General features: G+C 40.6%; 30 protein-coding genes, 1 tRNA gene and 1 riboswitch. Of the genes, 11 read left to right on the forward strand and 20 right to left on the reverse strand.

The genetic code is table 11. From position 1 onward, the window contains the following. The first annotated feature begins 17 nt into the window (after positions 1-17). Positions 18-1,055: a glycoside hydrolase family 43 protein gene (locus tag AC1RRY_RS05165; protein ID WP_492817679.1), complete on the forward strand. Its 1,038-nt coding sequence runs from the start codon at positions 18-20 to the stop codon at positions 1,053-1,055. A gap of 78 nt (positions 1,056-1,133) precedes the next feature. On the opposite strand, the gene AC1RRY_RS05170 is transcribed toward AC1RRY_RS05165, so the two are convergent. Beyond that, a complete protein-coding gene (locus tag AC1RRY_RS05170; protein WP_492817678.1) occupies positions 1,134-5,258 on the reverse strand; it encodes a hybrid sensor histidine kinase/response regulator in 4,125 nt (1,374 codons plus the stop codon). Positions 5,259-5,547: 289 nt separating this feature from the next. Here AC1RRY_RS05170 and AC1RRY_RS05175 point away from each other — a divergent pair, with 289 nt between their 5' ends. The 4 genes from AC1RRY_RS05175 to AC1RRY_RS05190 all read left to right on the forward strand — a co-directional run bounded on the left by AC1RRY_RS05175 (position 5,548) and on the right by AC1RRY_RS05190 (position 7,824). Further along, positions 5,548-5,985, forward strand: a complete 438-nt coding sequence (locus tag AC1RRY_RS05175; RefSeq protein WP_492817677.1) for a GNAT family N-acetyltransferase — start codon at positions 5,548-5,550, stop codon at positions 5,983-5,985. 206 nt (positions 5,986-6,191) lie between these two features. Next, the gene (locus AC1RRY_RS05180; RefSeq protein ID WP_492817676.1) at positions 6,192-6,542 is read left to right on the forward strand and encodes a hypothetical protein; all 351 of its coding nucleotides are present in this window, start codon (positions 6,192-6,194) and stop codon (positions 6,540-6,542) included. A gap of 11 nt (positions 6,543-6,553) precedes the next feature. After that, a complete protein-coding gene (locus AC1RRY_RS05185; protein WP_492817675.1) occupies positions 6,554-6,853 on the forward strand; it encodes a DUF3817 domain-containing protein in 300 nt (99 codons plus the stop codon). A gap of 41 nt (positions 6,854-6,894) precedes the next feature. Beyond that, positions 6,895-7,824: a helix-turn-helix domain-containing protein gene (locus AC1RRY_RS05190; RefSeq protein WP_492817674.1), complete on the forward strand. Its 930-nt coding sequence runs from the start codon at positions 6,895-6,897 to the stop codon at positions 7,822-7,824. Positions 7,825-7,838: 14 nt separating this feature from the next. On the opposite strand, the gene AC1RRY_RS05195 is transcribed toward AC1RRY_RS05190, so the two are convergent. After that, positions 7,839-8,048 carry a hypothetical protein gene (locus AC1RRY_RS05195; RefSeq protein ID WP_492817673.1) on the reverse strand — a complete coding sequence of 70 codons (210 nt, stop codon included), beginning with the start codon at positions 8,046-8,048 and terminating at the stop codon, positions 7,839-7,841. Between the two features lie 113 nt (positions 8,049-8,161). Beyond that, the gene (locus AC1RRY_RS05200; protein WP_492817672.1) at positions 8,162-8,986 is read right to left on the reverse strand and encodes a class I SAM-dependent methyltransferase; all 825 of its coding nucleotides are present in this window, start codon (positions 8,984-8,986) and stop codon (positions 8,162-8,164) included. A 161-nt stretch (positions 8,987-9,147) separates the two neighbouring features. Between AC1RRY_RS05200 and AC1RRY_RS05205 the strand changes: the two genes are divergently transcribed. Then, the gene (locus tag AC1RRY_RS05205) at positions 9,148-9,981 is read left to right on the forward strand and encodes a universal stress protein (protein WP_492817671.1); all 834 of its coding nucleotides are present in this window, start codon (positions 9,148-9,150) and stop codon (positions 9,979-9,981) included. A gap of 86 nt (positions 9,982-10,067) precedes the next feature. Here the strand turns inward: AC1RRY_RS05205 and AC1RRY_RS05210 are convergent. The 3 genes from AC1RRY_RS05210 to AC1RRY_RS05220 all read right to left on the reverse strand — a co-directional run bounded on the left by AC1RRY_RS05210 (position 10,068) and on the right by AC1RRY_RS05220 (position 10,901). After that, positions 10,068-10,141 (reverse strand) — tRNA-Ile (locus AC1RRY_RS05210). 87 nt (positions 10,142-10,228) lie between these two features. Next, positions 10,229-10,438 carry a hypothetical protein gene (locus AC1RRY_RS05215; RefSeq protein ID WP_492817670.1) on the reverse strand — a complete coding sequence of 70 codons (210 nt, stop codon included), beginning with the start codon at positions 10,436-10,438 and terminating at the stop codon, positions 10,229-10,231. Between the two features lie 19 nt (positions 10,439-10,457). Next, positions 10,458-10,901, reverse strand: coding sequence for an SRPBCC family protein (locus tag AC1RRY_RS05220; protein WP_492817669.1), 444 nt, complete (start codon positions 10,899-10,901; stop codon positions 10,458-10,460). Between the two features lie 277 nt (positions 10,902-11,178). On the opposite strand from AC1RRY_RS05220, the gene AC1RRY_RS05225 reads away from it, so the two are divergent. Continuing rightward, complete coding sequence (locus AC1RRY_RS05225) at positions 11,179-12,150, forward strand: GlxA family transcriptional regulator (protein ID WP_492817668.1); 972 nt, start codon at positions 11,179-11,181, stop codon at positions 12,148-12,150. A gap of 11 nt (positions 12,151-12,161) precedes the next feature. Here the strand turns inward: AC1RRY_RS05225 and AC1RRY_RS05230 are convergent, their stop codons facing one another. Further along, positions 12,162-12,533 (reverse strand): DUF1801 domain-containing protein, encoded by a 372-nt coding sequence (locus tag AC1RRY_RS05230; RefSeq protein WP_492817667.1) that lies wholly within the window; start codon positions 12,531-12,533, stop codon positions 12,162-12,164. A 73-nt stretch (positions 12,534-12,606) separates the two neighbouring features. After that, positions 12,607-13,014, reverse strand: coding sequence for a pentapeptide repeat-containing protein (locus tag AC1RRY_RS05235; RefSeq protein WP_492817666.1), 408 nt, complete (start codon positions 13,012-13,014; stop codon positions 12,607-12,609). A gap of 111 nt (positions 13,015-13,125) precedes the next feature. On the opposite strand from AC1RRY_RS05235, the gene AC1RRY_RS05240 reads away from it, so the two are divergent. After that, positions 13,126-14,103, forward strand: a complete 978-nt coding sequence (locus tag AC1RRY_RS05240) for a GlxA family transcriptional regulator (protein WP_492817665.1) — start codon at positions 13,126-13,128, stop codon at positions 14,101-14,103. 8 nt (positions 14,104-14,111) lie between these two features. On the opposite strand, the gene AC1RRY_RS05245 is transcribed toward AC1RRY_RS05240, so the two are convergent. The 7 genes from AC1RRY_RS05245 to AC1RRY_RS05275 form a co-directional block, all read right to left on the reverse strand. Beyond that, positions 14,112-14,450, reverse strand: a complete 339-nt coding sequence (locus AC1RRY_RS05245; RefSeq protein ID WP_492817664.1) for a DUF6984 family protein — start codon at positions 14,448-14,450, stop codon at positions 14,112-14,114. Position 14,451: 1 nt separating this feature from the next. Next, on the reverse strand, positions 14,452-14,919 hold the full coding sequence (locus tag AC1RRY_RS05250) for a CYTH domain-containing protein (RefSeq protein WP_492817663.1): 468 nt from the start codon (positions 14,917-14,919) through the stop codon (positions 14,452-14,454). Positions 14,920-14,939: 20 nt separating this feature from the next. Further along, positions 14,940-16,241, reverse strand: coding sequence for a voltage-gated chloride channel family protein (locus AC1RRY_RS05255; protein ID WP_492817662.1), 1,302 nt, complete (start codon positions 16,239-16,241; stop codon positions 14,940-14,942). A gap of 26 nt (positions 16,242-16,267) precedes the next feature. Then, positions 16,268-16,333: riboswitch (Fluoride riboswitch) on the reverse strand. Between the two features lie 85 nt (positions 16,334-16,418). Then, positions 16,419-16,853 (reverse strand): carboxymuconolactone decarboxylase family protein, encoded by a 435-nt coding sequence (locus AC1RRY_RS05260; RefSeq protein WP_492817661.1) that lies wholly within the window; start codon positions 16,851-16,853, stop codon positions 16,419-16,421. A 77-nt stretch (positions 16,854-16,930) separates the two neighbouring features. Continuing rightward, the gene (locus AC1RRY_RS05265; protein ID WP_492817660.1) at positions 16,931-17,503 is read right to left on the reverse strand and encodes a Crp/Fnr family transcriptional regulator; all 573 of its coding nucleotides are present in this window, start codon (positions 17,501-17,503) and stop codon (positions 16,931-16,933) included. A gap of 50 nt (positions 17,504-17,553) precedes the next feature. After that, on the reverse strand, positions 17,554-19,716 hold the full coding sequence (locus tag AC1RRY_RS05270; RefSeq protein WP_492817659.1) for a xanthine dehydrogenase family protein molybdopterin-binding subunit: 2,163 nt from the start codon (positions 19,714-19,716) through the stop codon (positions 17,554-17,556). A gap of 23 nt (positions 19,717-19,739) precedes the next feature. After that, entirely contained in the window at positions 19,740-20,231 is a 492-nt protein-coding gene (locus AC1RRY_RS05275) for a (2Fe-2S)-binding protein (protein ID WP_492817658.1), read from the reverse strand. A 318-nt stretch (positions 20,232-20,549) separates the two neighbouring features. Here AC1RRY_RS05275 and AC1RRY_RS05280 point away from each other — a divergent pair, with 318 nt between their 5' ends. Then, complete coding sequence (locus AC1RRY_RS05280) at positions 20,550-21,575, forward strand: threonine aldolase family protein (RefSeq protein WP_492819272.1); 1,026 nt, start codon at positions 20,550-20,552, stop codon at positions 21,573-21,575. Positions 21,576-21,608: 33 nt separating this feature from the next. On the opposite strand, the gene AC1RRY_RS05285 is transcribed toward AC1RRY_RS05280, so the two are convergent. Continuing rightward, complete coding sequence (locus AC1RRY_RS05285; RefSeq protein WP_492817657.1) at positions 21,609-22,103, reverse strand: YcxB family protein; 495 nt, start codon at positions 22,101-22,103, stop codon at positions 21,609-21,611. Positions 22,104-22,361: 258 nt separating this feature from the next. Here AC1RRY_RS05285 and AC1RRY_RS05290 point away from each other — a divergent pair, with 258 nt between their 5' ends. Together AC1RRY_RS05290 and gldD are read left to right on the forward strand one after the other, a co-directional pair. Then, entirely contained in the window at positions 22,362-22,862 is a 501-nt protein-coding gene (locus AC1RRY_RS05290; protein ID WP_492817656.1) for a phosphoribosyltransferase family protein, read from the forward strand. Positions 22,863-22,907: 45 nt separating this feature from the next. After that, complete coding sequence (gene gldD, locus AC1RRY_RS05295; RefSeq protein ID WP_492819270.1) at positions 22,908-23,474, forward strand: gliding motility lipoprotein GldD; 567 nt, start codon at positions 22,908-22,910, stop codon at positions 23,472-23,474. A 32-nt stretch (positions 23,475-23,506) separates the two neighbouring features. Here the strand turns inward: gldD and AC1RRY_RS05300 are convergent, their stop codons facing one another. The 4 genes from AC1RRY_RS05300 to AC1RRY_RS05315 all read right to left on the reverse strand — a co-directional run bounded on the left by AC1RRY_RS05300 (position 23,507) and on the right by AC1RRY_RS05315 (position 26,746). Then, positions 23,507-24,061: a YceI family protein gene (locus AC1RRY_RS05300; RefSeq protein ID WP_492817655.1), complete on the reverse strand. Its 555-nt coding sequence runs from the start codon at positions 24,059-24,061 to the stop codon at positions 23,507-23,509. A 30-nt stretch (positions 24,062-24,091) separates the two neighbouring features. Next, complete coding sequence (locus AC1RRY_RS05305) at positions 24,092-24,733, reverse strand: hypothetical protein (RefSeq protein ID WP_492817654.1); 642 nt, start codon at positions 24,731-24,733, stop codon at positions 24,092-24,094. 96 nt (positions 24,734-24,829) lie between these two features. Continuing rightward, entirely contained in the window at positions 24,830-25,354 is a 525-nt protein-coding gene (locus AC1RRY_RS05310; RefSeq protein ID WP_492856491.1) for a QcrA and Rieske domain-containing protein, read from the reverse strand. Between the two features lie 279 nt (positions 25,355-25,633). Continuing rightward, on the reverse strand, positions 25,634-26,746 hold the full coding sequence (locus AC1RRY_RS05315; RefSeq protein WP_492817652.1) for a tetratricopeptide repeat protein: 1,113 nt from the start codon (positions 26,744-26,746) through the stop codon (positions 25,634-25,636). Positions 26,747-26,778: the final 32 nt, after the last annotated feature.

Genomic DNA, 26,778 nt, shown 5'->3' on the forward strand with positions numbered 1-26,778 from the left:
CAATCATAATCTGAATCATGTTGAAAAATCTGCTTTTAGGAATTTTCCTGATTGGTCTGTTGCCAATTAATCCCGTTCAGGCTCAAAATGCCACCTTTAAAAATCCTCTTTTACAAACCGGCCCAGACCCATGGGTAATCAGAAAAGATAGCTTTTATTACTATTGCCACACTACCGGCAGAAATATAACCTTATGGAAAACCAAGAATCTGGCCCAATTATCCGAAACGCAAGGTAAAGTGGTGTGGACACCCCCTGCGACAGGAGAATATTCACGAGAACTGTGGGCTCCGGAGCTGCATTTTCTGAATGGCAAATGGTACGTATATGTAGCTGCCGACGACGGTAAGAATGATAATCACCGGATGTGGGTTCTTGAGAATCCGGACGCAGACCCGACTACTACAAATTGGACTCTGAAAGGAAAAATAACAGACCCGACTAACCGGTGGGCTATTGATATGTCCATTTTTGAAGTAAACAAGCAACTGTATGCCATATGGTCGGGTTGGGAAGGAGCCGAGAATGTAAGCCAGAATATTTATATAGCTAAATTGAAGAACCCGTGGACGATAGATGGTACCAGAACCAAAATATCAAGCCCGGAGCACGCATGGGAGAAAATGGGGTCTGGCAATACTTTGCCTGTGGTTAATGAAGGCCCTCAGTTTTTAAGGCAGTCGGATAATAGTAAAAAGATATTCATTGTGTTTTCGGCAAGTGGCTGCTGGACAGACAGCTATACTTTGGGCTTACTAGAGGCAGATGCCAAGTCTGACTTAATGCAGGCCTCTTCATGGAAAAAGGCGACCGAACCAATCTTTAAAGGCAACCATGCAGGCAAAGCCTTTGCCCCGGGTCATAATTCCTTTTTCAAATCGCCGGATAACAAAGAGCATTGGATTATGTATCATGCTAATCCTGAGCCCAACCAGGGGTGTGGTAATAACCGGTCGCCGCGTATGCAACCTTTTACCTGGAATTCAGACGGAACACCATTTTTAGGTAAACCCGTTGCTTTAGGGCAGGAAATTCCTCAGCCCTCAGGCCAATAATAGCATCATTAAATAACAATACGAGCTGCTGAATTTTGTCAGCAGCTCGTATAATTAAAATTCTTGTATCAGTTCATTTCAAGTTTTCCTGTCTATTAATTTCCCCCATTTTTCCAGCAACGCTACCAGAAATTCCAGATTAATAGGTTTACTGATGTAGTCGTCCATACCCGCTTTGATACACTCGTCTCTGCTTTCCTGCAAAGCATTGGCAGTCATGGCAATAATAAAGGGCTGATCGGTTGTCTGTTTCCGGATATGTCCGGTAGCTGTTAGACCGTCCATTTCAGGCATCTGAACGTCCATTAGTATTAAATCATACTTCTTATGCTTAAGTGCTTCCAGCACCTCGGTTCCGTTTTCGGCCAGATCGGCCTCATAACCCAACTTACTCAGGATTCTCAGCGCAAGTTTCTGATTCATGATATAATCTTCTGCTACAAGAATTTTCATCGGATACTGCTTTGCAAAATCAACCGATAGTTTTTGTGCTGTAGTGCCTGATACCTTTTCTACAGGTGCCGCAAGAACTTTAGACATAACCTGATTATGAATAGTCCGGCAAAGAATCTGTTGCTTGGCAGGTTTGGTAAGCACTGCAGAAAACAAATCAGGGTATTCCTTATAGAAAGTATCAGTGATGGAACTCAACAATATGACAGGGATTTTCGGCGCCTTTTTTCTGATATTCAAAGCTAACTCAATTCCATCCATTTCAGGCATTTGCATGTCTGTAATAATGATATCGAAACTGTTGTTATCCTTCACAAGATCCAGCCCCTCTTTTGCAGATGAAGAGAGGGTCGGTATCATTTTCCAATGATCCAACTGTGCCTTGAGGATATTCAGGTTGGTCTGGTTATCGTCAATTATCAAAGCTGTTTTACTGGTTAAAATATCCATGTTTAACGGCAACGCAGTTATTTTAACAGAGCTAATCTCTACTTTGATAGTAAAAGTAAAGGTTGTTCCTGTGTCAATTTCACTGTTCACGTCGATCCTGCCACCCATTAGTTTGACGAGTTTTTCGCTAATAGCCAGGCCTAAACCTGTGCCTCCGTATTTTCTGGTAGTTGAGGAGTCGACCTGAGAAAAAGATTTAAACAGCTTGTCTATTTTATCGCCAGATATACCTATGCCGGTGTCTTTCACTTGAAAGCCTAATTCTACTTTATTATTCTCTGTCTTTATCTGAAACACTCGAATGAATATTTCGCCCTTATGGGTAAATTTAATGGCATTACCAATGAGATTGAGTAGCACCTGGCGGAGACGGAGGTTGTCACCGATGATTTGAGTAGGTACGTCCCAATCTATTTGGTACAGTAAATCAATGTTCGATTTCGCTACTCTTTCGGCAAAAACATCTACTACTTCTTCCAGACAATTCCGTACATCGAAATCTTTCAATTCCAATTCCATATTGCCGGATTCAATTTTAGAGAAATCCAGAATATCGTTAATAACACTCAACAAGCTTTCGCCGCAGGTATGGATAGTATCTGTGTAACTCTTTTGTTCTTCACTCAATTCAGTTTCTTCCAGTAATGAAGTCATGCCTATAATACCATTCAATGGCGTACGGATTTCATGGCTCATGGTTGCCAGAAAAATACTTTTGGCCAGATTAGCCTTTTCAGCTTCTTTGCGTGCTTTCAGCTCATCTTCTGTTGATTTCTGCAATTGCTCGGTTCTGCTTTCTACCTGTTTTTCAAGAAGCATCTTTTGTCTCTCGATTCTCCTGATCCTATACTTGTAAAAGAGATAGGCTATTCCTAAAATACTGGCAATGAGAATGGTCCGGAACCACCAGGTTTCCCAGAAGGGGGGGAGCACTTTAATGGTGATAGACGTGCCCTGTTCATTCCAGACGCCGTCGTTATTTGAGGCCTTCACCCTGAATGTGTATGTGCCGGGGTCAAGATTGGTATAAGTTGCCCGGCGCCTGTTACCTATATAATTCCAGTTTTCGTCGAAACCTTCTAATATGTATGCATACTGATTTTGCTCCGGCAGAATGTAGTTCAGAGCGGAGAATTCAAAGGAAATAACCGACTGTTGGTGTGTAAGAACAATCTTATCTGCTTCGGTAATAGCCCGCTTTAATGGAGAACCTTTTTCTCTGCTGATACTAACCGACTTATTGAATATCTGAAAGTCGGTTATACGTACCGGAGGTATATAGGTATTATCTTTCATGCTGTCGGGATAAAACGTATTCAGTCCGTCAGGCCCACCGAAAAACATTTCTCCGTCAATGGTCTGAAATGCCGAGCGAGGCTTAAACTCATTGGCCTGAAGACCGTCTGAAATACCATATTTTCGGAATACTTTGGTAGATGGATTATACTTAGAAATACCTCTGTTGGTACTAATCCAGAAGTTCCCTTTTTTGTCTTTTAGAATACCATTAATTGAATTGTTAGAAAGGCCATCTTTTTCGCGGAGTGTTTGAAAAGTAAGCGTTTTCTTATCCATTAAGCTTAGGCCGTCAGTTGTGCCGACCCATAAATGATTCTTATCGGCCTCTGTTATTACCTGAATACTATTGTTGCCGACACTGGTTATATCGTTGTTCTTATGGGTAAAATGGGTGAACTTTTTCGTTTTTTTATTGAAAGCATCTAAGCCGTTTTCAGTGCCTACCCATAGAATATCGTTGTCGTCTTCATAAATTGTTTTTACAAAATCGTTGGCGATACTGTTAGAGTTGTCAGGATCATGAAGATAATTAGTGAAATTTCCAGTTTTGGGGTCGAAATAACTCAGACCATTGGTAAGCGTACCCAGCCATAGCCCACCGTCTCTGGCCTTCACCATGCTGAAAATGCTTTCTGACGAAATGCTCTTAGGATTGTTTTTATCTGGCATGTGATGCTTGAATTGCCCTGTCTTTTTGTTAAACACGTCGAATCCACCCAGATAAAGTCCAACCCCCAATAAGTCCTGGTTTATTTCAACTACCGAAACCACATGATCAGAATTAATGCTTTTCGGATTTGAGGCTTGGTTTCTATACGTAGTAAAAGTGTTGTTTTTCTTATCAAAATAGGTAAGCCCTCCACCGTCAGTGCCTAGCCATACATTCCCTTTCTCGTCGCCCGAAATGGCAAGTATGCTGCTCTTTTGCAGGCCATTTTTTGCAGAACCTTCTTTATAAACGGAGAATTTGTTACCAAACTTCGGAAGAAAATTGACACCGCCTGAATAAGTTCCTACCCATATGCTACCCAGATCGTCGAGATACATGCAATAGACCGAGTTGTTGCTAAGAGAAGTTTCATCTTTGGCATCATTCACAAAAGTCTGAAAATGCTTAGATCTGGCGCCATAAACACTTATGCCCCCATTTTCTGTACCAACCCAGATATTCCCTTCTTTATCTTCCATAAACGACATGATATCATTATGGCCGATGCTGTTTGGGTTCTTCGGATCATGCCTGAAAGTATCAAAGGTGTTTTCTGAATAATTATACCTGGACACCCCTTTGCCGAGCGTTCCTATCCAGATATTGTTCTTTGAATCTCTGTAAACGGCTCTCACAATATCTCCGGCAATGCTTCCGGGATTTTTAGGATCATTAAAATAGTGTTTAAAAGTATTGGTTTCAGGGTTAAATCTGGTTAACCCATACTTTGTACCAATCCAGAGCCAGCCGTCTTTGTCTTCTTCAATTCTGAATATAAAATCGTGGCTCAGACTGTTTTTGTTTTTCGGGTCATGTCTGAATATTTTATATGAACCTGTCTTTGCATCAATCAGGTAAAGTCCCTGGGCTGTACCAAGCCATAGTCTCTTTTTGCTATCCTGAAAAATATCCTTGGCATTTACCTGTATATCCTGATCGAAAAAACGCGAAAAATTATCTTGTGCTCTATTGAATTTGTCTAGCCCATTAGAAGTGGCAATCCAGATATTCTCTTCGCTGTCTTCGAGAATATCATAAATGTAGCTGTCACTGAGGCTCAGACTATCTTCAGAAATATGTTTGTAAACAATGAACTTATAGCCATCATATTTATTGAGACCTTCGTCAGTAGCAAACCACATAAAGCCTTTTTTACCTTTAAGTATGGCACTGACATGCCCTTGAGAAAGACCATTATTGGTTGAAATATGCCTGAACGAAGGTTTAAGGATTTGCCCAATCAGCGAGTTTGACAATAAAAAGCAAAAAAATAGTAAAAATTTACATTTCATGATGAAATTTGTTAGAGCTAATCCGTACTATTATAGGGTTCAGCAAAGTCTTGAGGGCACTAGCGATTAATAAAATCAGCAGGAAATTAAAAAATAAAAACATAAGATTGTATTTTTTGCAGAAAAAAATAAACAAAAATGATGCCATCAGTTTCCCGAGGGAAATGCATTATCATTAAAATTATGACAGATTTAAGGGGAATATATAAAACCTTTGATTAAGGATTAATGTATTGAAAAAAAGACTTTAAAATTTTAAACAGATATCAGAATTAAACTTGTTATGAATATGGAATTAGTACCGATAAGAGAGTCTATGGATGACAATATTGAGTTTCTATCTAACCCGGAATGTAATGAAATAGTCGATATGACCGTTGAGTTTTACGAACGGGTAGGATACAATCCGCCATGGATCTGTTATTTTGTGAAAGACAATGGAAATATTGTGGGCAGTGCCGGTATAAAAGGGAAACCCATAAATGGCGCTATTGAAATAGCCTATGGAACCATGGAAGGATATAAGCAGAAAGGAATTGGAACAGATATTTGTGGTCTGTTGGTTGGTTTATCTCTCAATGCAGACCCTGCTGTTAAAATTACAGCCCGAACATTGCCTGAGAACAAGTTTTCATGCCGGATACTGGAAAAGAATAATTTCATATGCGTGGGTGTAGTAACTGACCCCGATGACGGTGAGGTATTGGAGTGGGTCTATAATGATTAAGGACGATGACCAATTTTGAGACAAAATGATTGAAACGTCCTGTTTTTTGATTTATCAATCCTAACAACAGATACGGAATAGTCTCTAATTTTGTGCACCAATTGAGACTATTTATGTACAACACTATCATTTTTTTTCACGCGGTTTTTCGTTGGCTTGTTCTGATAAGCCTACTGTATGCAATTGCGCGTAGCATACAGGGTTTTATGGCGAAGCGCTCTTATAACCGTGCAGACAGCCTGGCGCGCGTATTGGCAAATACCATCAGCCATACACAATTGCTTATCGGCTTTACGTTATATTTTGTATTGAGCCCTATTACGGGCTATTTCATGAAGAGTGGTTCCGGAGGTAACGATGAAATCAGATTCTTTGGTATTTACCACATAGCTATGATGTTTGGTTCTATTGTAGTGATGACAATAGGCGGATCCATCTCTAAGCGAGCCGAAACCGACCGGGCAAAGTTCAAAGCCATCATCATTTATTTTTCTGTCGGGTTGTTTCTTATTTTATTGGCCATACCATGGTTCCGTCCCTTTTTTAGAAATTTTTAAATAAAAACCGAATGCTAGATTTATTGAAAACACAACTGGGCAGGTTACGCCTATTAGCTTTTATTGAAGGTGTATCTTTCTTGATATTATTGTTTATTACTATGCCAATGAAATATGCCTTTGATAATCCGGCTCCGAACAAGGCTTTCGGGCTGGTGCACGGGTTATTATTTATTCTGTATGTTTTTGCGGTTATTCAAGTGAAAATTGAACAAAACTGGTCGTTCAAAAAGACATTCCTGGCTCTGCTTGCATCAGTAATACCTTTTGGTACTTTCTGGGCTGATAAGAAACTTTTTCAGGAACAGTAGACAATTTCTGATATTTAGCCAATAAACAGCCGCATAATAAAGTGGAGAAAAAACATCGGATAAAAACCTATAATACCGAATTGTATCGAAGCAATTTTATAAAGCAGGACGAACGCCTGAATGCTATTTTAAAAACTGACTTCGGCAAATTTTTTGCTGTGCGGGTAGAGGAAATGATACGGTTAATGAAACTCCCGGTGCCCCCGGCCAGAACACTCACCCATAACTTTATTTATCTGACCGAGGGCGAAGCAATCATGCGGATTGGTAGTGAGAGCTACAGAATAGTAAAAGACGAATGTCTGGTGATACCGGCGGGGCAGGTATTCTCGTTCGACAACATCGATATCAATAAAGGGTATCTGTTAAGCTTTCATGAAGAAATCTTTATAGGTAAACTGGCTAAAAATGATGTGGTGCGGGAGTTTGAGTTTCTGCGCGGATGGGGCAATCCTAAAATAAGTTTAGATGGCCAAACCTCCGGGTTTGTGAAACAGTTGCTAGACAGATTACTGATTGGCTATGAAATCAATGGCTTACAGAACAGGGAAATTATCCAGTCATATCTTTTGGCCTTGCTATGTGAGGTAAACAATGTATATAAAACCAGCGTAGAAATACCACGTTCAAAGGCGCTTGATATTTCGAGCCGATTCAAAGAATTGCTGTCGGCTCATCTGAAAACCAAACATCTGGTTAGTGAGTATGCAGCCCTATTGAACATCACGGCAAATCATCTCAATAAGTCGGTTAAAGCTGTAACAGGGAAATCGCCAACCAGATGGATAGATGAGACCATTGTGCTGGAAGCCAAGGTACTTTTGTATCAGAGTAATTTGTCGATCAACGAGATTGCTGCTGAAGTAGGCTTGCTGGATCAATCATACTTCAGCAGGCTTTTTAAAAAATATGAGGGCACAACACCCCTTCAATTCAGAAAAAAGATTGAGCGTCTCCAGCCGGATATTTGAACAGAATCAATTTATTAATAGGCCTGATTGTCGTCGTAGCCGATTGATGAGAAAAAATCTATAACCTTATCGGTATGATTACCCAGGTCTTTTCTGCCTTTTAAGAAATGTTGCAACAATAAATCGGGCAGTTCAAGTTTTTCCTCTATTCCGCTAAGTGAGAAAGTAGGTTCGTCTTTTTGTTGTTTCGTTAAAAAAGCTCTGAAGTTCTTTATATTGGGCATGGCTAAATAGGTTTATGTGTTTAGATTGAAGTTGTCAAATATAAGTTAAACCTATGAAGAATAGCAGTAATAGCTGTTATTTATATTAGTCCATATTTCTCAGTCATTTCGGGTTATATTTTTCGTGCGGCAATCATCATGTGCGGGCTTAATGCCAATAAAGCCTGATCATTTTCAGTAATGCGCAGCAAATCCATTATAACCTGCTTTTTTGTAACGTCGCCCCGGCTTTCAAAGTATTTCTTGTCCAGCCACACAATCCCTTCTACCGCATGAATATTTAGAAATTCAACTCCGGCTTCTTTGAATTCTCCGATTAGCTGCTCCGGCTTATGATAGAACGCCTCAGCAAGTGAGCCGGGCATATTTTTAGGTGGGGTATGAATACCCGTTAGTAGTTCCTGTTTACACATATCGATGAACCCGGGTTCGTGCATAAAACCATTCAACAAGCCTGCAATGGTAGAGGCTGCGTAATTGATGGCAAAGCCCAATAATATGCCGTTCTTTTTTAAAACTCGTCGGGCTTCCAGCAGGGCGGCTATTCTATCTTCTTTTTTTTGTAAATGATACAAAGGGCCGTGCAAAATAACCACATCTGCCGATTCGCCGGGTATATCAAGCTTTCGTGCTTCACCTAAACTGGCTTTGAACGGCTTCTTGAGTCCGTTTGCTTTTTTGTTTGCCTGTTTGATATGCTTAGGAACCGGGTCTATTAAGTGAACGGTGTATCCAAGACCTGCGAGCCATTCCGAATAAGCGCCCGGCCCGCCGCCAACATCCAGAATCAAGCCTTTCGATGCAGGAAGGTAGCGTTGTATTAAGTCTTTGTTTCGTTCAAATTCAAGAGGGCCAAGGCCTAACTGAAGACGCACCTCTTCTGAGGTTTGTGTATAGAAATTCTCAATGTCAGGGCTTATTAATCTGTCTGAGCTCATTTAAAGAATCGCAATTACTTCTATGATTTATGTCTTTAATTGGTTTATTGTGCAAAATTATAAAATATCATAAGAAATTTTATAGATAGTTAATATTGCGTATAAGGGTGGTACACCTTTTTTCACTAATTTTATAGGCATGTAACTTAACGAATAACGTCATGAAAAAAATAGTAGTAGCCACAGATTTTTCAGAGAGTTCAGATGGGGCATTGAAATATGCAGCTTTTCTGGCAGAACAATTTCATGCAGAATTGTCGGTTGTGCATGTGTATTTTCCTATAGCATCGCCAGATCCTAATCTTTCTTTTGAAAATATTACTCCTGTTTCATTGCAGGAAGAAGTGATAAATAGTTATGATGATCAATTAAAGGAGATAGTAGCAACGCTTAAAAATAAGCAAATCAAAGCGGAGAGCGAATTGATTATGGGTAGTTTATCATCCAGTATTTCTGATTATGCCGAAGAAAAAGGAGCAGACCTGATTGTTGTAGGCAAAACTCCCGAAAACTCTTTTATTGATAGAATAATAGGCAGCAGCGCTTCCAGCATTGTGAAAAATACAAGCATACCAGTGTTGGTTGTACCGGCTTCAAACCAACAACCGGCTTTCGGGAATATTATTTATGGAACCGAGTTGGAGAGCGAAGAAAAAGAAGTATTAGCCCGAGTTTTTGAGTTTGCCGGAAAACTTGGATCGAGAGTGACACTTATAAAAATCAGCGTTGCTTTTGAACCGGATATTCAGGATGATAACCAGATGCTGGAAGATATTCAGAAAAGCTTCCCGAAAGAGAATTTTTCTTTTGAAGCCATTAAGGCCGACAAAGTGAGCGAGGGCTTATTGCATGCCGCTAATACGCATAAAGCTGATATAGTGGTAGTGGCGCGCCATCATCATAATTTTCTTTCTGAAATAGTGAACCCCAGCAAATCGAAAGAAATCATAAACAAAACAGATATACCTTTGCTGGTATATGACATTGAGGCGTAAAAATTGGAGTTATTTCAACAGAAGGAATTCTGATAAAACATGAAAATAAAAAAGCTACACTTCAGGTGTAGCTTTTGTCAATTTTGTGGGCCCACCTGGAATCGAACCAGGCACCTACTGATTATGAGTCAGTTGCTCTAACCGAATGAGCTATAGGCCCTAAAACCGCTTTGGTTTTGTGGTGCAAAAGTAAGCATTAAGAAACAAACTTCAAAAAAAAATCAATAAAGTTCGCAACTGCTTATAATTACTCCAATGCCTGGCATTGATAGCCATTGGTATTGATGAGGCTGATTATTCGTTCATTCGATATGCTTTCCCCTTCTATTCTGAGAATTTTGTCGCAATCTTCCAGATCAAAATTTATTTTGACATACGGAAAATGTTTCGATAAAATCTCGAAAAGAACGGAGGCCTGTTTTCTCTCCTGAATATTTGTTTTAAAAACCTCGACCATTTGCTGTTTTCAGATTTGTTTATTTACCTGTTGCTAATTCTTCAATTTTCAGCAAGGCTTCATCCCATTTTTCCGACATCATCTCATAGAAATCATCCGTCATATCAGACTCAATCTCCAGTAAAGTTTTGTCACCTTTTTCGCTTAACCGATAGGTTTCATGAGTGCCTACCCATGGTTTGGCTTGCTCGCTTTCAGAGTCTTCTTTACCGTCATTCAAAATGCCGTCATACTCTATCGAAATGATATCATAAGGTTCTTTTATGATTATCCTACCAAAAACACCGCCGCTGCCTGAATCATCAGTAAATAATACTTTACTGCCTAATTCCCAATCGGTAACGGCATGAGAACCCGGGCTGAATATTCCCATCCAGATTCTACCGTAATGATCTTGCAGTAGCACATCCCAGATTTTTTCTTTAGGAGCTGCTATTTCAATAGATTTCCTGATTACTTTCATGTTATGGTTTATTTATAGTTATAATTGATTATCTAACGGATACTAAATTTGTTGATACACATGCCAATACCGGCGTTAGAACTGATTTTAAAGTCGAATGCACCTGCGCTATTACCAGAGAAACTAATATGAGTATTAATTGTTGCCCTTGTATTTAAAGTTAATTGCCAATTATTAAACAAAACTACAGAACAAATACCAGTTTCAAGGGTGCCAAAAAAGTCATTTGTGGGGGGTGTTTGAGACAATTTTTTTCTATTTTTACAAAAAAAAGACTATGACAAACGTAGGTATATTGCTGCCCAACGATTACAGATTGCTAAGCATTGCAGCTATTTTAGATGTGTTTGACGCCGCCAATAAAATTTATAAGACTGCAGAAAGAGCTATTCCCTTTGACATAAGTTTATATCAGATTGCCACTGCAGGGCAATCTATGGCCGATACGTTTCATGGTTATCCGGTCAGAAAGATAGAAGAAGATACCTTCGTAGATTTAATACTGATACCATCGTTCAGTACAGAAAATATGCAACAAACCATCGGGAAAAACAGAGCATATATTCCCTGGTTGAATCAACAATTTCAGAAAGGAGCCGAGATTGCTACGTTTTGTACAGGAGTATTTCTGCTAGCCGCCAGTGGTTTACTGAATGGAAAAATTGCCACAACGCATGTAGATGCTTGTCCGGCATTTACGGCGGCTTTTCCGGAGGTTTTACTGAAAGGAGACAAAACTGTAACGCAGGATGGCAGATTGTATACCAGCGGCGGCTCTACCTCCACTTTTCATCTTTTGCTGCATCTGGTTCAAAAATACTGCAATAAAGATGTGGCCGTAAAAATTGCCAAGATTTTTGCCATTGATATGGACAGGCAATGCCAATCGTATTTCAGTACTTTTCAGCCTTTTCATGATCATAACGATAACATTGTTGCCATGGTTCAGAAAAAAATTGAGTCCAACTACCAGGAGGCTGAAACGATTGAAGAACTCATAAAGGATATTCCGTCGAGCAGAAGAAATGTGTTGAGGCGATTCAAGCAGATAACCGGTATACCACCCATTGAGTACCTGCAACAGATAAGAATTGAAGCCGCCAAAAAATTACTAGAGCAAACCAATCATCACATGGGGGAGGTGATTTTTAGCTCAGGTTATAATGACCCAAAGGCGTTCAGAAGAATTTTCAGAAAAATAGTCGGTATGACCCCAACGGCCTATCGGGAGAAATTCCAGGCTAATTAGTGTCTGGCATTTTATTCGTCGAGGTAGGCAATCAACTGGTTCAGAATTCTTTCTATTTCTGCCTTGTGGGTTTCAATTTCTTCCATGGTTCGCAAATAAGTCATGCGTCTGGAAACATAATTGCCTTCCAGAATCGGCGAACTTATTTTTTCTATATTCGGATGATGGAAAATGAGATGTACACAATCCTGAGCCCGATGGTTAAATGTCACCAGGTCTTCTTTGTAATAATAACTGGGAGCAGCCCATTTAATACGTTCAGAAATTTTACTATCGGTATTTTTAATAATATCTCTTACTGCCTCTATTTCGGTTTTAAGAGGGTGCTCCAGTTGAGTCATGAACTCACTTACTTTTTCAGCGTCTGATACTTTTTTTGCCATTTTATAAAGGGTTGCTTAGGTAATTTAATTGAAGGACTGCGAAAACGATTCACTATTTAAAAATAGGACTTTATTAATTACCATTGTTATAATAAGCTAATAAATCTTCAATAGGATAGCCATTGACTATCAATCCCTTAATGTTACAATCTTTGATAACCACATTAGTAAGATTGCAATTGGTTATGGTACTTCCTTCCAACTCACAGTCTTCAAAAGTAATAGGGCGCTGTTTGGCTCCCGGAACATACGCAGGATGGTCTTCAGGTGGCAAGCCGATACCATGAATATAGGCTCCGCCTAATTGTGCATCTTTAATTTCCATGTCGCTCATATTGGCGTTGGTAATTTTGACACCGGAGAGGTTCACATCAAAGAAATGTACGTTTGCTAAACTTACGCATTCAAAAGTCGAATCGTCGATACAGGCATCTGTTACCTTAATCAGGCTTTTGGTGTTTGAAACTTCAATAGGATTCATAGATTAAATATTGGTATAATGTATACAAAATTAAGAGTATTTACTATTTTTGATGTGGGTTAAAAACGACAATAATAGGGGCAAACCCGCCATTCTTTCTACTTTAATTCTATGAGGAAAATAAGTATTCTGGTTCCTGAAAGTGCCGTGTTGGCCAGTGTCAACGACCCGCGCCTAACCTTTACCACGGCTAATCAGTTTTTACTGTCAGAGGGTAAACCTGCCGCTTTTCATGTTGAGCTCGTCGGGCTTACCAAAGAGGTGAAATTGCATGACAATGCGTTTACAGTGCATACGGATGCAACCATTGATGAGGTTGAAAATACAGATGTTGTATTTGTGCCTGCTTTGGCCGGAGATATGCTGGCTGCACTGGAAGCAAACAAAGAATTTCTGCCGTGGATTGTAAAGCAGTATGAAAACGGCGCTGAGGTAATCAGTCTTTGTGTAGGTGCATTTTTACTGGCTTCAACCGGACTACTGAATGGTAGAAGATGTTCTACGCACTGGTTGGCTGCCAATGATTTCAGAGTGATGTTTCCGGAAGTAGAACTGGTTGATGATAAGATTATTACGGAAGATCAGGGACTTTATTCCAGCGGCGGGGCAACTTCATACTGGAATCTGCTGTTGAATCTGGTTGAGAAGTATGTAAACCGGGATATGACCATCAAAATTGCTAAGTATTTTGCCATTGATATTGAGCGGAACAGCCAGGCATCATTTATGATTTTTAACGGCCAGAAAGGACATGAAGATGATGCCGTAAAAAAAGCGCAGGAGTTTATAGAAAAGAATTTTGAGGAGAAGATTACGCTCGACTTACTGGCAGATATGTTTGCCATTGGCCGGAGAAGCCTGGAACGCCGTTTCAAGAAAGCTACCAATAATACGGTAATGGAGTATATTCAGCGAGTAAAAATTGAAGCAGCCAAAAAGCGCTTTGAAACCAGCAGGAAAAATATTACCGAGGTGATGTATGACGTGGGTTATACCGATAACAAAGCTTTCAGAAGTACTTTTAAGAAAGTAACCGGGTTGTCGCCCATTGCGTATAAGAATAAATATAACCGAAGCGCTCTTTTTTGATAGATGTGTTATTCAGCAACCCGGACAGTAACTTTATCAGGCCTTGGGTATTCAATTAATTTAGAGAAATCTACTTTCCAGAAATCAAGGTCCAGCAGGCGATTCTGATGATCGTGCGTCAATGTAATCACAACCGGTGTTCCGTCGGCATCGGTATATTCTACCTGTATCAGGTCGCCTGCATAGCCGTTCACATCACCTCCCAGACTGATGCTCCCCATCTTGCCGCCTTCGTATTCATCTACGTATTCATCATAAGGATAATCAGTCGGGTTCAGATTCAACTGTAATAAGAGGAAATGAATCAGTTCTTTTTCCTGTTCACGTATAGGTCTCTTTTCGTTCATTTTACCATTTTTTATAAGGCAATACCGATAGTCTTGAATTATAATATTTTCTTTCTCCGGTTACTTCATAGCTTATCCATTCGGGTATTTCAAACTGTTCGTCTTCACTTTGCAGTTCAATTTCTGCTACTATCAATCCATCGTTTTCTCCCAAAAATACATCTACTTCCCAGAGTTTCCCGGCATGCCACACTTTATACCTTATTTTAGAAAGTTCAGATTCTGAAAAATTATTAAGCAGTGCCGTGGCATCTTCTTTCGGAATTTCATACTCAAATTCTGTACGGGTTATACCCTTTATGGCGCCTTTTATCGTCAGGTATCCTGTCGTATTCGTCAGTCGTACGCGTATGGTTTTTTCAGGTGTTTTTGAGATATATCCCTGTCTGTATAGTTGCCCTTGTGGTTTCTCTAGGCTATTCCACTTATCAAAATGAACCAGATACTTTCTTTCAATTTCTAAAGCCATATCAATGTTTGCTAATAATCTTATTTTAACTCGTTCATTCGTTTACCCTTCTGGTGTGCAAATCTACTATGTTTTGGTTCACCGATCATTTGTTTTTGATAAATTGTAGTATGCCCAGAAAATAAGTAAGCCAACACACAGGCAATGGCCAGATAAATACCGCATTCATGGCCAAACAGTTCAATGCCCATTAACAGGCAGGCCAGTGGTGTATTGGTAGCTCCGGCAAAAACTGCTACAAAGCCCATACCGGTTAAGAGACCTACAGGGAGCGGTATGATATATGCCAGCGCATTACCCAATGCTGCCCCGATGAAAAATAATGGGGTTACTTCACCACCTTTAAATCCTGCAGCGAGAGTGATGATGGTAAAAACCATTTTCAGTGCAAAGTCATAGACCGGGAGGGGTGTATTGAAAGCCTCTATGATGGTAGGAATACCTAATCCAATGAACTTGGTGGTGCCCATAATCCAAATAGCAGTGGCAACTATTATACCCCCGACAAGTGGCCTTAACGGTGCATAACTGATCAATGATTTGAAAAGTCCATTCACAAAATGAATGGTTCGGCTGAATGTAGCTGCGCATAATCCGGCTGCAATGCCTACAAGAATGGCATAAAAAACAGACATTGCAGAAATATCAGGTACAAAACTTATCTGATAAACAGTATGTTGTGCTCCGCAGAGCCGGGTTGTCAGGTCAGCAATTATGGCTGAAAAACATGCAGGCAGAAGCGCATCATATCTGAGTTTACCAATACGAAAAAACTCCAGACCGAAGACCGCTCCAGCCAGTGGTGTGCCGAAGACAGACCCGAAACCCGCGGCAATGGCTGCTATAATCAGTATTCTTCTGTCACTTTCATTGAGTCTGAAGGGCTTGCTGAACTGGTCGGCAATGGCACCGGCCATTTGCAGGGCTGTGCCTTCTCTACCGGCAGAGCCTCCGAGTAAATGGGTAACCATTGTACCCAGATAGATAAACGGTGCCATCCGGAATGGTATGATATCCTGCGGTTGATGGATAGTATCAATCAACAAATTATTACCGGCTTCAATACTTTTGCCATAATGCATGTACAACCAGCCAATAGCGAAGCCTCCCACGGGCAATAAGGCAATGAGCCATAGATGGGATTCTCTGAAATGGGTGACCCAGTCGAGAGAGCGTAAGAAAATGGCCGAAGCAATACCGATGCAAGTACCTGTAACCAGGCTAATAAAAAGCCATTTGAGTAAATACGGAATAGCCGGAAATTGTCTGAAAAACAGACGGATGCGAAGCGAGACTCTGAGGGATTGTTTCTTATCAGACATATAATTCCTGATTAAATGTGATACATTTAAAATCAGGCGCCATCAGCTTTTTAGGGCGGTTCAATTAGGAAGACACCATTTCCTTTTCGTTTCAACAAAAGTAATAATTGTTTGATAGCGAAAAAAGAAAAGTCGCAAGAACTCTCAATTCTTACGACTTTACATACTGATCTGATATCAGTCTAAGGGTAATTCTGTAGTAATGGCTATGCGGTTCCATGCATTGATGGTTACAATAACCATGATGAGCTGTGCCAAAAGAGTTGGTCCGAACAGACGTTCAGCATTTTGGTAAGTTGCTGTCGATACATGGTTCTGTATCAATGTTACCTCTTCTGTCAGCGCCAGAATCGCTCTTTCCTCTTCTGTATAAAGCGTGGTTTCACGCCATGAGCTTAACAGATAAATACGTTGCTCGGTTTCTCCGTCTTTACGCGCTTCTCTGGTGTGCATGTTTATACAAAAGGCACAACCATTAATCATGGAAGCTTTTATTTTGATTAAATGTTTATAGGTTTTGCTAACCTGAGTAGTTTGTAGGTAACTTTCTAAGCCAAGCACGGCTTTATACGCACTTGGTTCAACCTGATGAATATTAATTCTTTCGTTCATTTTTATTTGTGTTTTAATGAGCACAAAGTTCGTTGGTAATAATCCGGAAAAACTTAAACTGGTTTAAGAAATTCAGCTCAGCTCTTTTTTTTTCGTAATTCACTGAGGTATTCCGGAGTAAAACCAAGAAAAGAAGCTAACATATACTGCGGGATACGATTAACGAAATCAGGATATTGCTTCAGGAAATGCCTGTACATTTCTTCCCGGGAAAAACTATACAAATACTTTATACGCATTTGAGATGCCCCATAAGCTCTTTGCAGAATGATACGGAAGTATCGTTCCAGTTGCGGGAATTCTTTTGATATGGCTTCCTGATGGGCATAGGGAAGGACAATCACCTCAGAAGCCTCAACAGCCTGAATGTAGAACGAAGAGGGAAACTGGCTCATCAAACTGGTATAGTCACTTATCCACCAGTTCTCAATAGCAAAGTAGGCGGTCTGTTCTTCTCCCTTATTACCAATGAAAAATATTCTTAAACAACCTTTTTCTACAAAATAACTGGCTTTACAGATCTGGCCTTCTTTCAATAGGTATTCTTTCTTTTTTGCTGATAGCTTTTGTGTACCTGCCAGTAATTTCTGTGCTTCTGGCTCGGCCAGGTCTATAAATTTTTTTATGTGGTTTATGAGGTGTATTGACATGCAGCAATGTTAAATAAAAGAGCAGAATTTTGGTTCTGCTCTTGAATGGTCTAAACTATATTATTGATATCAAAAGGTAATTTGCGGATGCGCTTGCCGGTAGCTGCAAATATGGCATTTCCTAAAGCCGGAGCAATAGGTGGCAGACCAGGTTCACCCACACCCCCCGGATTAGCACCACTATCAATGATATGGATGTCCATTTTCGGGGTTTCGTTGATTCGCATAATATTGAACTGATGGAAATTGGTCTGGTCGCAAACACCATTTGTAAACGTAATGCCGTCTTTAATGGCAGCCGTAAGCCCCATTACTATATTACCTTCAGTTTGGGCTTTTACATTGTCGGGGTTTACATAGTATCCACAGTCAATTACCGATACCACCTTGTCGATTTTTACGCCATTGCCCTGCTTGCTAACGGTGATGCAGGCAGCTGAAATACTGTCAAACGAGCGGAAAACCGCCATACCTTTGGCCTGACCTTCAGGCAGTTTTTCTTTCCAGTTGGCTTTTTCGGCCAATGTTTCCAGAACTTTTCTGAAGCGATCATCACTCAGAATATCCAGACGAGCCTGTATTGCATCTTTGCCAGTGAGGTGCGCCAGTTCATCAATGAAACATTCCTGTCCCCAACCAAAGTTTGAGGCATAGACAGAACGCCACCAGACAATCGGAATATCGGTTTTTACGTTCGTCCAGCTAACTTTTGCAGCCGTATCAAAATTGTATTTACTGTTTTCGGTACTGATTTCACCACTTAGCCATGGGTCTGCTTCGTCTTCTTTCAGGCCTTTAAATACCTGACCTACGATTGACTCTCCAATGGCATGGTGATGGAAACCGGTTATTTTACCGTTTTCTACAAAACCCTGCATGTGGCTTAACATACCCGGACGATACGGCCCCTGTGTAATATCATCTTCGCGTGTCCAAGTGACTTTTACCGGTTTTTTCAATTCTTTCGACAAATGACAGGCCTCTAAAAGGAAATCATGATAGGCTTTTCTGCCAAATGCTCCACCCAGCAATGTAACATTAATTTTTACCTGTTCGGGTTTTACATTCATATAACCGCATACATCACGTAGTGCCCAGTCTGGTCCCTGCACCGGTGCCCAGATTTCAATAGACCCATCGTCTTTTACATGTGCAATGGCATTTTCAGGTTCAATTGGTGCATGTGCAAGAAACGGCGTTTCGTAGTTGGCTTCCAGCTTTTGCTTGGCCGATGTAAACTTTGCTGCAAAATCTCCTTTCTCTTCATGGTTGATTCCTTCCTTTTTTGCGGCCTCGTAGGTCTCGTCGAAATATTTCTGTGTGCTTAGGGTTTTGTCGTAGTTGCCGTTATCCCACTGAACTTTCAATGCTTTTTTACCTTTTAGCGCTGCCCACCAATTGGTGGCTATTACCGCTACGGCTTCCGACTTGCGATGAGGCATAGGCCGTTCGGTTTTTACTACCTGCAATACACCTGCTATTTTTTTAGTGTCGGTGTCATCTATTGAGGTGATTTTGCCATGAAGCATCGGCGAGTGCACAATAGCCGCATAGACCATACCGGGTATGTCAACATCCAAGCCATACACAGCTTTACCTGTTACGCGCTCGGGTACATCCAGGCGTTTGTTGTATTTACCAATAATCTTAAAATCCTTAGCTTCTTTCAATTTAGGATTCTTCGGTATTTCCAGTTTCGAGGCGTCGTCTGCCAATTCGCCATAAGTCAGGCTTTTATCGCTGCCTTTCAATAGAATTTTACCGTCTTGTGCATAACACTCAGTAATTGAAACATTCCAGCGTTTGGCGGCAGTCTGAATGAGCATTTCACGAGCAGCAGCCCCTGCCTTACGGATGGGTTGCCACAAAGCCCTCACCGAGCTGCTTCCCCCCGAAGTCTGGTCGCCATATTTACCTTTCCCGTCGCTTTGCACAATTTTTACTTTTTCCAGAGTTACTTCCAGTTCTTCAGCCAGAAGAGAAGGTACCGCCTGTGTAGAACCCTGACCCATATCAGGGCGAGGATTAACCAGCGTGATATTACCGGCCGTATCAATAATAATGAAAGGGTTTATTTCGAGACTTAAAATCGCCGGAGTTATTTTCTTGACCGCCGCATCTCTGGCAAAAGAAGACACACCTAAGGCAAGCCCGAAAGTGGTTAAACTTGTTGCCTTTATGAAGTCACGTCTTGTAGTCGTAGTATTTTTCATAGTTTTTGTCGTAATTATTCCGGTTATTTTCCTCCGCCAACTCCTGCTCCGTTATGGATACTATCTGATGCCTTATGAATTGCTTTACGGATACGATCGTACGTACCACAGCGGCACAGATTACCACTCATAGCTATGTCAATATCTTCGTCTGTAGGTTTCGGAGTGGTTTTTAGTAGTGCCACTGCTGACATGATTTGTCCTGACTGGCAATAACCACACTGAGGTACCTGTTCTTCAATCCATGCTTGCTGTATGGCGTGCATCTGTATTTCTCCAACACCTTCAATCGTTGTTATTTTGGCATTTTTAGTTACAGTAGAGATGGGTGTCTGGCATGAACGAATCGGTTGACCATTCAGATGAACAGTGCAGGCACCGCACATGGCCATACCACAGCCAAATTTGGTTCCTTTTAATCCTACAAAATCACGGATTACCCAAAGTAAGGGCATGTCGGGTTCGACATCCACTTTTACTTTCTTGTTGTTAACGGTTAAGTTGAAAACTGCCATAGTATATCAGGTATAGATTATTTCTAAACTAACGTAAAATTTCGTAAAAATTGAGAATTTACAAAGGAATCTGTTTATTCTTTTTCAGGATTGAAACAAGCCTTGTGAATATACTTATATAGGCAATCCGCCATTTGCTCGCATAATAGTACCGGCTTCAGCTATTTTAATTCATCTTAGAATCACGGGTGACTGATGGATACAGCAAAAAATATTACCTTGCAGCACCTTTTAAAATATACGTATTCCTTTAAAACCGACGGACTACCAATCCGTCATACGCTAATCTTACAGAACAAATTATCCGTTTTAACCTACATGTTTATAGATTTAAGAAGCGATACCGTAACTAAGCCTACGCCGGGCATGAAAGATGCCATGTTTTCGGCAGCAATAGGAGATGATGTTTTTGGCGATGATCCAACCGTAATAGCATTGGAAGAAAAAGCCGCAGCAATGTTCGGCATGGAAGCCGCACTCTTTTGCGCCTCCGGTACTATGACCAATCAGTTGGCCATAAAAGTGCATACCCAACCCGGCAGCGAAGTGATTTGCGATAAGATGTCACATATTTATCTGTATGAGGGTGGGGGTGTGCCTCTCAATTCGTTTTCTTCTTTGAAACTACTGGACGGCGACAAGGGACGTATCAATGCCCAACAGGTGCGTGATGCCATCAACAATCCTGACGATATCCATCAACCCATAACCCGACTGGTCTCTTTGGAGAATACCATGAATAAGGGAGGAGGATGCTATTACCGCTTGCCAGACATTGAAGCCATCAGAGAAGTGTGCGATACCCATCAGCTTCCGCTGCATCTGGATGGCGCAAGGATTTTCAATGCCCTGGTAGAGAACAATGAGTCTACTGAAACACACGGCAAACTGTTCGATTCTATCAGTATTTGCCTGTCGAAAGGATTAGGATGCCCTATAGGTTCCTTACTAATAGGTAAAAAAGAATTCATTAAAAAAGCTCGCCGTTTTCGCAAAGTATTGGGTGGGGGCTGGCGTCAGGCAGGCTTTTTAGCGGCTGCCGGTATCTATGCGTTGGATAATCATATTGATCGACTGAAAGAAGACCATGCCCGCGCAAGGGCAATAGGCAAGGTATTGCATGGCTTACCTTTTGTAGAAGAGATATACCCTATTGATACCAATATCGTGATTTTCAGATTGCCTGAGTCTATTCTGGCGACTGATTTTGTTGTAAAGGCAAAAGAGAAAAATATAGGATGTGTTACGTTCGGTAAACACCTGGTTCGATTTGTTACTCACCTTGATTTTACAGATGAACACCTGACAGAATTTGAGAAAGTAATAAAACAGGTAGAGATATAATGAAAAACCCTCGCACTAGCGAGGGTTTCTTATTTATGCCGGAAGTAATTCTTTTCTTTTCAAAATGGATTCAAACAATTTCAGATCATGCTCGCTGTTGAATACATTGAATGGAAAACGCAGAAACTGACCTTTACCGATAATCAGTAAGAACGAATCAGCAGTTTTTTCAGCCGCCTGAATGCTTTCCCATTTCATAATGCCACCCTCTTTCTGGTTCAGCTTTACCAGAATCTGACGACTATCTATTTCATACATAAATTTGTCGAACATCTGTTTGTTTTGTTCCATTTGTGATGCCGCATAAAATTGTGCATACCAGAACAAAACGTATAGCCCGCCTCCTACAACCGCCACTACCGGAATCCACCAGTTTTTATAAGAACCTGTGAAGTGTAATACTAATCCTAATATCACTACTGCCGCCGGAATAAACAGCCATTTCCATCCCTGACGCATATGACGCTTAAAAGCAATACTCACGTAATCTTTTTTATCTAATGCAAATTTCTTTGTCTTAACTATCATTGTTTTGTTTAAACTTTAATGAAAGCACAAAAATAGAAAAAGGCGCTGATAATATCAGAACCTTTACTATTATTTTATGCTTTTTGCCTGATTAAACAATATAGCCATACTCAGGCTCTTATTTATGCAAGCATGGCATACAATTAATTCGGGTGGGTTCATAAAGTATTAAAATAAGTTTTAAGTATCTTTGCCGACGATTTGCATACACAATGTCAGGATAGTATCCGCCCTATAATGGTTTAATAAAAGCGAATTATGTCTAGTCAATTACTGAACAGCACTGAAACCTATCAGAAGATCCGTCGCATAGCTTATCAGATTTATGAGCAGAACTTTGATGAATCGGAGATGATTATTGCCGGTATTAATGGTGAAGGATATCATTTTGCCCAATTGCTGGTGTCTGAATTAAGGCAGATTTCTTCTCTAAAAGTAAATATTGCCAAAGTGAGTGTGGATAAGGACGCTGTTTCTCAGCCGGATATTAAGATAGAGAGCGAGGTAGATACTTTTCGGAATAAGAACGTCGTTTTATGTGATGATGTGTTAAACACCGGACGAACCCTGGCCTATAGCCTGCATCCTTTTTTGAGTATTCCTCTGAAAAAAATACAGGTAGCAGTAATTGTTGACAGAAATCATCCCCGTTATCCTATAGCTGCCGATTATGTAGGGTATTCTCTTTCAACCACTTTGAACGAGCGCATTCAGGTGATATTGAGCGACAGCACAAAAACCGGCGTGTATTTATATTAATAGTAGTGAAGAATGATTTCTAAAACAGTCTTTGTCAGGTCAGTAATGGTTTTTGTATTAGCAGGAGCCTTTTATACCTGTAGTGAAAAAGAACCTGAATATCTGCCCAAACCTACAGGTTTCAACCGACTTGACTTACCGCCACACCAGTATCAGTCTTTAAGCGAAGATCACCCCTATACTTTTGAGTATTCAACAGCGGCTGTTGTTCAGAAAGATACCTTTTATAATGCAGAACCGCACTGGATAATTCTTTATTATCCGAAACTGGATGCACGCGTACAGTTTACTTATAAACCGGTAAACAATGACCCCAAACGCCTGCAAAACATGATGACAGATGCCGCCAAGCTGGCTTTTCATCATGATAAAAAGGCCTACTCGATCAGCGATAAAATCCTGATAACCAAATCTGGTAAAAAGGCAGTTATTTTTGAGTTGGAAGGCGAGGTGCCGAGCCACTACCAGTTTTTTGTAACAGATACCACCACACATTACCTAAGAGGAGTGGTATATCTGATGACAGCCACCAAAAACGATTCTCTCCGCCCTGTTATTGATTACATGAAAGCTGATTGTAAACATCTGCTTGAAACACTCAAGTGGAAATAACCTTATCATTGTTCCCACTCCGGTAAATGTCATTAAAGCTGAAAAAAAACTTTAAAGCTCAGCCTGACTTCGTCTTTTGTTTTTACTCCAAACAAGGAGGGCCTCTCTATATTGAAATCGCTCAGCAGTATATCCAGCTTCCCGTTGAGCACAATGCTTTTATCGGTATCCGTACGAGCTGCTACCACTGCCACCTGTTTCGTAACACCATGAAAAGTTAGGTTTCCTTCAGCGGTTAGCATATTGCCATTGTTTTTTATTTTGTTGCTGCTAAAAGTCACTTTAGGAAATTTCAGCCCTTCCATCACTTCTATGGCATGTGAGTCACGGTTGGCATTGCCGCTGTCGAAAGAGTCGACCCTTAACGAAACCGCCACCTGACTAATGGTTCTCGTGTTGTCGTCATACACAATTATCGCGTTTACATCTTTGCACACCCCTTCCCAGTCGTGAGCAGGATGGCTCATGGCATAAGTGACAGTTGATGTTTTTTTATCGGCAACTATTTTTCTGTTATCAGCCAAAGGAGAGAACGCAGAAACAAGCAGTAAGAGAGTGACTGTAAAAGAATATATCAGGATTCTCATTTTTGGAAATGATTAAATGTTGTCTGGATTTTAAAACTCAAATTTCAGAATGGCCATAGCGGCAAAGTATGCACCGAAAGTAGTATAGGCTGCGGCTCTGTGGTAAGGTTTTAACTTATAGTTTTCGGCTGCTTTATGTGCCAAAACATTGGTAGTGATCATGCCTGTCAGATGTATGTATGACAAATATTTATGTATTTTCATGTTGCTGATACCTTTACGGTTAATCATAGCCGGTGGAGCCGTGAACGCCATCAGAGCTGTAGTGCCATAAGCAATGTTGATACCTAAAGCGGTAGCTTCATGGGCTTTTCTGATGCGGGTGTAATCATCGCCACTTGCTGAATACAATTTAGCCCCTAGAAAGCCTTGTGCCAGCATACCTGCGGCTGTAACCAGACCCATAACCTGGTGTATCCTGAGCATGGTTCTTCGTACCTTTAATTCCCTAGCTCTGTTTTCGGCGGTTAATTCGGGGGCTATGCCCACTTTTCTGTAAAGCCCGTTTTCTCCCCAGAAAATCCTCTGGGTCAACAGCATTTTATCGGGTAATAGCTGCTTATCTGTAGCTGTTGTGTCCAAATCGGCCAATAGTTTGTCAGACTCAATTTCCTGAGCGAAAACATTCAACACAAGAAATATGAAAAAGATGATGAGTGAAGTTTTTTTCATAGAAGCTGTAAAATTAATTTGAACATAAAGTGGAGGACGCGACCGTCCTCCTTTTACCAAAACAGTGTGTTCGAAATACATATATCGCAAAGCTCTTTAAGCAGAAACCCTAAGCGTATTGCCGCTATTCTGTGTTTCAGTTTTATATACTGTCAAAGATTGCGTTGCCGGAGATAGTTTCACCGAACCGTCCAGATTGAATTCTGAACCGTGGTTGGGACATTTGAAATCGTTTGAATCGCTGCGGTAGGCTATAGTGCTACCTTCATGCGTACATACTTTTGATAGAGCCACATAATTTCCGCCTGTATTGGCTACAATGATGCTGGCTACATAAGCATACTCGCCTGGTGTTTTCAATTTACTGTAATCGGCATGAGTCAGGTCAATCGTGAAATCGATGTTAGCGCCTGATGTAGTACCTTTTATGGCACCGCTTGTAGTTCCGCCACCACCCGGCCCGGGTCCACCGCCACCAGGAGCAGGATCATCCCCCCCGGAGCCGGAGCAGGCTGTGAGACCGGTACCTAAACAATAGAATGCCATTAACGCACCGCTGCTCAACCCGAGCTTTCGTAAAAACTGTCCTCGACTTAATTGTGTCTGTTCCATAGTAAGCATATATTATATTTAGTTTGAAATACGCTGGTACTATTGGCTTTACGGACGATTAAAGATTTGGGTTGCGTTAATAAATGAATTTTGATGATTTGTTGATACAGCTATTTGACGTACAACAAAAAGAAAAGGTTACCTGAAATTTGATAATAACAGGTAACCATCAATACCAAAGCAAGGCTGTGATATTTACTATCAGCTTGTTAAATTCTGGATTGAATTGTTCAATTCCTTTGATAGGAATTAGAAGATAAATAAAGATTGACGAAAAAAAAGCAGAGATTATTTCTCCAGATTTTTTTTTGCTTCTGCAATTACGCCTCTGTTCTCGGCATACTCCAGTGCCTTTTTGTATAGTTCATTTGCCCTTTTTTTATTTCCGGCTCTTTCGGTAATCCGGCCTATACCCAGGTAGGTCATGGCATAATAGTCTTTGGTGTAGCGTTCGTCAGGTTCAATTTTCAGAATATGATTGTATAATTCCAGCGCCAGTTTGTCATTCTTTTTTGATTTTTCTGTTATCAGCGCATCAAATAAATAAGAAGAAATCTGGTACACCGGGCTGTTTATTTTGCGAAGTGTATGAATTTTCGGTACAGCTTCTTCGTATTTACCCGCCATAATAAGGGCCTCGGTGTATCGCATCAGATAAATAGGGTTATCCGGATATTTATCATGAAGCAAATCGGCATAGACCAACGCCTTATTATAGTTCAATTCATATTTCAGATTTACATTCATATAATAATAAGCGGCCTCTATTCTTGAAAAAACAGATTTTTGTGCTGCTAATTCCAATTGATTGAGTCCAAGCTTTTTATTGCCGTTTTCAAAGAAAATTACCAGAGGTTTTACCATAGGGTGAGTTTCAGGATATTGAACACGGTAAAAATTATATAAACCCGAGGTAAAATAAAACTCAGGGTTATGATCCGTCAGGCCGAAGCCATCTTTCATGTATCCATAAGCTTTACGGGCCTCATTGGCAGCTTTGATTGGCTCTTTTCTATAAGTATAGGCCAAAGCAATATAGCCGTGCGAAGCCAGTAAAAAAAAGGTTGCTTCGGCTTTTTTGCCCGGGTCTGTCAGCATAGGCTCTGCTGCTTTCTGGCATTTTTCCAATAAGGCCATATAGGCATTTACTGCCTTCGGATTTTTTTCAAGAGGAAGGTTCTGCCATTGTACCTGCAGGGCACTAAGCAGGGGAACAACAGGATGAAGCGGGTATTTAGCTTTTACTTTCTGGAAGAAAACATCAGCTTCCTTAAATTCGTAATTGTATAATTTGTCTAAGCCCTTAATGATGGTTTGCTTTGCGTCATTATCATTAAGTAGTTGTGCTATAGAAGAAAAACTGAAAAGTTGGAGGATAATAAAAATCAGAATTTTTGGCATAATTTTATAGTAATACCAAAGGGTAACAAAAA

Source organism: Emticicia sp. GW821-FHT11C11 (assembly GCF_058808615.1).

Coding starts and splice junctions, on each gene's coding strand:
- AC1RRY_RS05165 (WP_492817679.1), top strand. CDS start 18: ATGTTGAAAAATCTGCTTTTAGGAATTTTCCTGATTGGTCTGTTGCCA.
- AC1RRY_RS05170 (WP_492817678.1), bottom strand. CDS start 5,258: ATGAAATGTAAATTTTTACTATTTTTTTGCTTTTTATTGTCAAACTCG.
- AC1RRY_RS05175 (WP_492817677.1), top strand. CDS start 5,548: ATGGAATTAGTACCGATAAGAGAGTCTATGGATGACAATATTGAGTTT.
- AC1RRY_RS05180 (WP_492817676.1), top strand. CDS start 6,192: ATGGCGAAGCGCTCTTATAACCGTGCAGACAGCCTGGCGCGCGTATTG.
- AC1RRY_RS05185 (WP_492817675.1), top strand. CDS start 6,554: ATGCTAGATTTATTGAAAACACAACTGGGCAGGTTACGCCTATTAGCT.
- AC1RRY_RS05195 (WP_492817673.1), bottom strand. CDS start 8,048: ATGCCCAATATAAAGAACTTCAGAGCTTTTTTAACGAAACAACAAAAA.
- AC1RRY_RS05200 (WP_492817672.1), bottom strand. CDS start 8,986: ATGAGCTCAGACAGATTAATAAGCCCTGACATTGAGAATTTCTATACA.
- AC1RRY_RS05205 (WP_492817671.1), top strand. CDS start 9,148: ATGAAAAAAATAGTAGTAGCCACAGATTTTTCAGAGAGTTCAGATGGG.
- AC1RRY_RS05215 (WP_492817670.1), bottom strand. CDS start 10,438: ATGGTCGAGGTTTTTAAAACAAATATTCAGGAGAGAAAACAGGCCTCC.
- AC1RRY_RS05220 (WP_492817669.1), bottom strand. CDS start 10,901: ATGAAAGTAATCAGGAAATCTATTGAAATAGCAGCTCCTAAAGAAAAA.
- AC1RRY_RS05225 (WP_492817668.1), top strand. CDS start 11,179: ATGACAAACGTAGGTATATTGCTGCCCAACGATTACAGATTGCTAAGC.
- AC1RRY_RS05230 (WP_492817667.1), bottom strand. CDS start 12,533: ATGGCAAAAAAAGTATCAGACGCTGAAAAAGTAAGTGAGTTCATGACT.
- AC1RRY_RS05235 (WP_492817666.1), bottom strand. CDS start 13,014: ATGAATCCTATTGAAGTTTCAAACACCAAAAGCCTGATTAAGGTAACA.
- AC1RRY_RS05240 (WP_492817665.1), top strand. CDS start 13,126: ATGAGGAAAATAAGTATTCTGGTTCCTGAAAGTGCCGTGTTGGCCAGT.
- AC1RRY_RS05245 (WP_492817664.1), bottom strand. CDS start 14,450: ATGAACGAAAAGAGACCTATACGTGAACAGGAAAAAGAACTGATTCAT.
- AC1RRY_RS05250 (WP_492817663.1), bottom strand. CDS start 14,919: ATGGCTTTAGAAATTGAAAGAAAGTATCTGGTTCATTTTGATAAGTGG.
- AC1RRY_RS05255 (WP_492817662.1), bottom strand. CDS start 16,241: ATGTCTGATAAGAAACAATCCCTCAGAGTCTCGCTTCGCATCCGTCTG.
- AC1RRY_RS05260 (WP_492817661.1), bottom strand. CDS start 16,853: ATGAACGAAAGAATTAATATTCATCAGGTTGAACCAAGTGCGTATAAA.
- AC1RRY_RS05265 (WP_492817660.1), bottom strand. CDS start 17,503: ATGTCAATACACCTCATAAACCACATAAAAAAATTTATAGACCTGGCC.
- AC1RRY_RS05270 (WP_492817659.1), bottom strand. CDS start 19,716: ATGAAAAATACTACGACTACAAGACGTGACTTCATAAAGGCAACAAGT.
- AC1RRY_RS05275 (WP_492817658.1), bottom strand. CDS start 20,231: ATGGCAGTTTTCAACTTAACCGTTAACAACAAGAAAGTAAAAGTGGAT.
- AC1RRY_RS05280 (WP_492819272.1), top strand. CDS start 20,550: ATGTTTATAGATTTAAGAAGCGATACCGTAACTAAGCCTACGCCGGGC.
- AC1RRY_RS05285 (WP_492817657.1), bottom strand. CDS start 22,103: ATGATAGTTAAGACAAAGAAATTTGCATTAGATAAAAAAGATTACGTG.
- AC1RRY_RS05290 (WP_492817656.1), top strand. CDS start 22,362: ATGTCTAGTCAATTACTGAACAGCACTGAAACCTATCAGAAGATCCGT.
- gldD (WP_492819270.1), top strand. CDS start 22,908: ATGGTTTTTGTATTAGCAGGAGCCTTTTATACCTGTAGTGAAAAAGAA.
- AC1RRY_RS05300 (WP_492817655.1), bottom strand. CDS start 24,061: ATGAGAATCCTGATATATTCTTTTACAGTCACTCTCTTACTGCTTGTT.
- AC1RRY_RS05305 (WP_492817654.1), bottom strand. CDS start 24,733: ATGAAAAAAACTTCACTCATCATCTTTTTCATATTTCTTGTGTTGAAT.
- AC1RRY_RS05310 (WP_492856491.1), bottom strand. CDS start 25,354: ATGCTTACTATGGAACAGACACAATTAAGTCGAGGACAGTTTTTACGA.
- AC1RRY_RS05315 (WP_492817652.1), bottom strand. CDS start 26,746: ATGCCAAAAATTCTGATTTTTATTATCCTCCAACTTTTCAGTTTTTCT.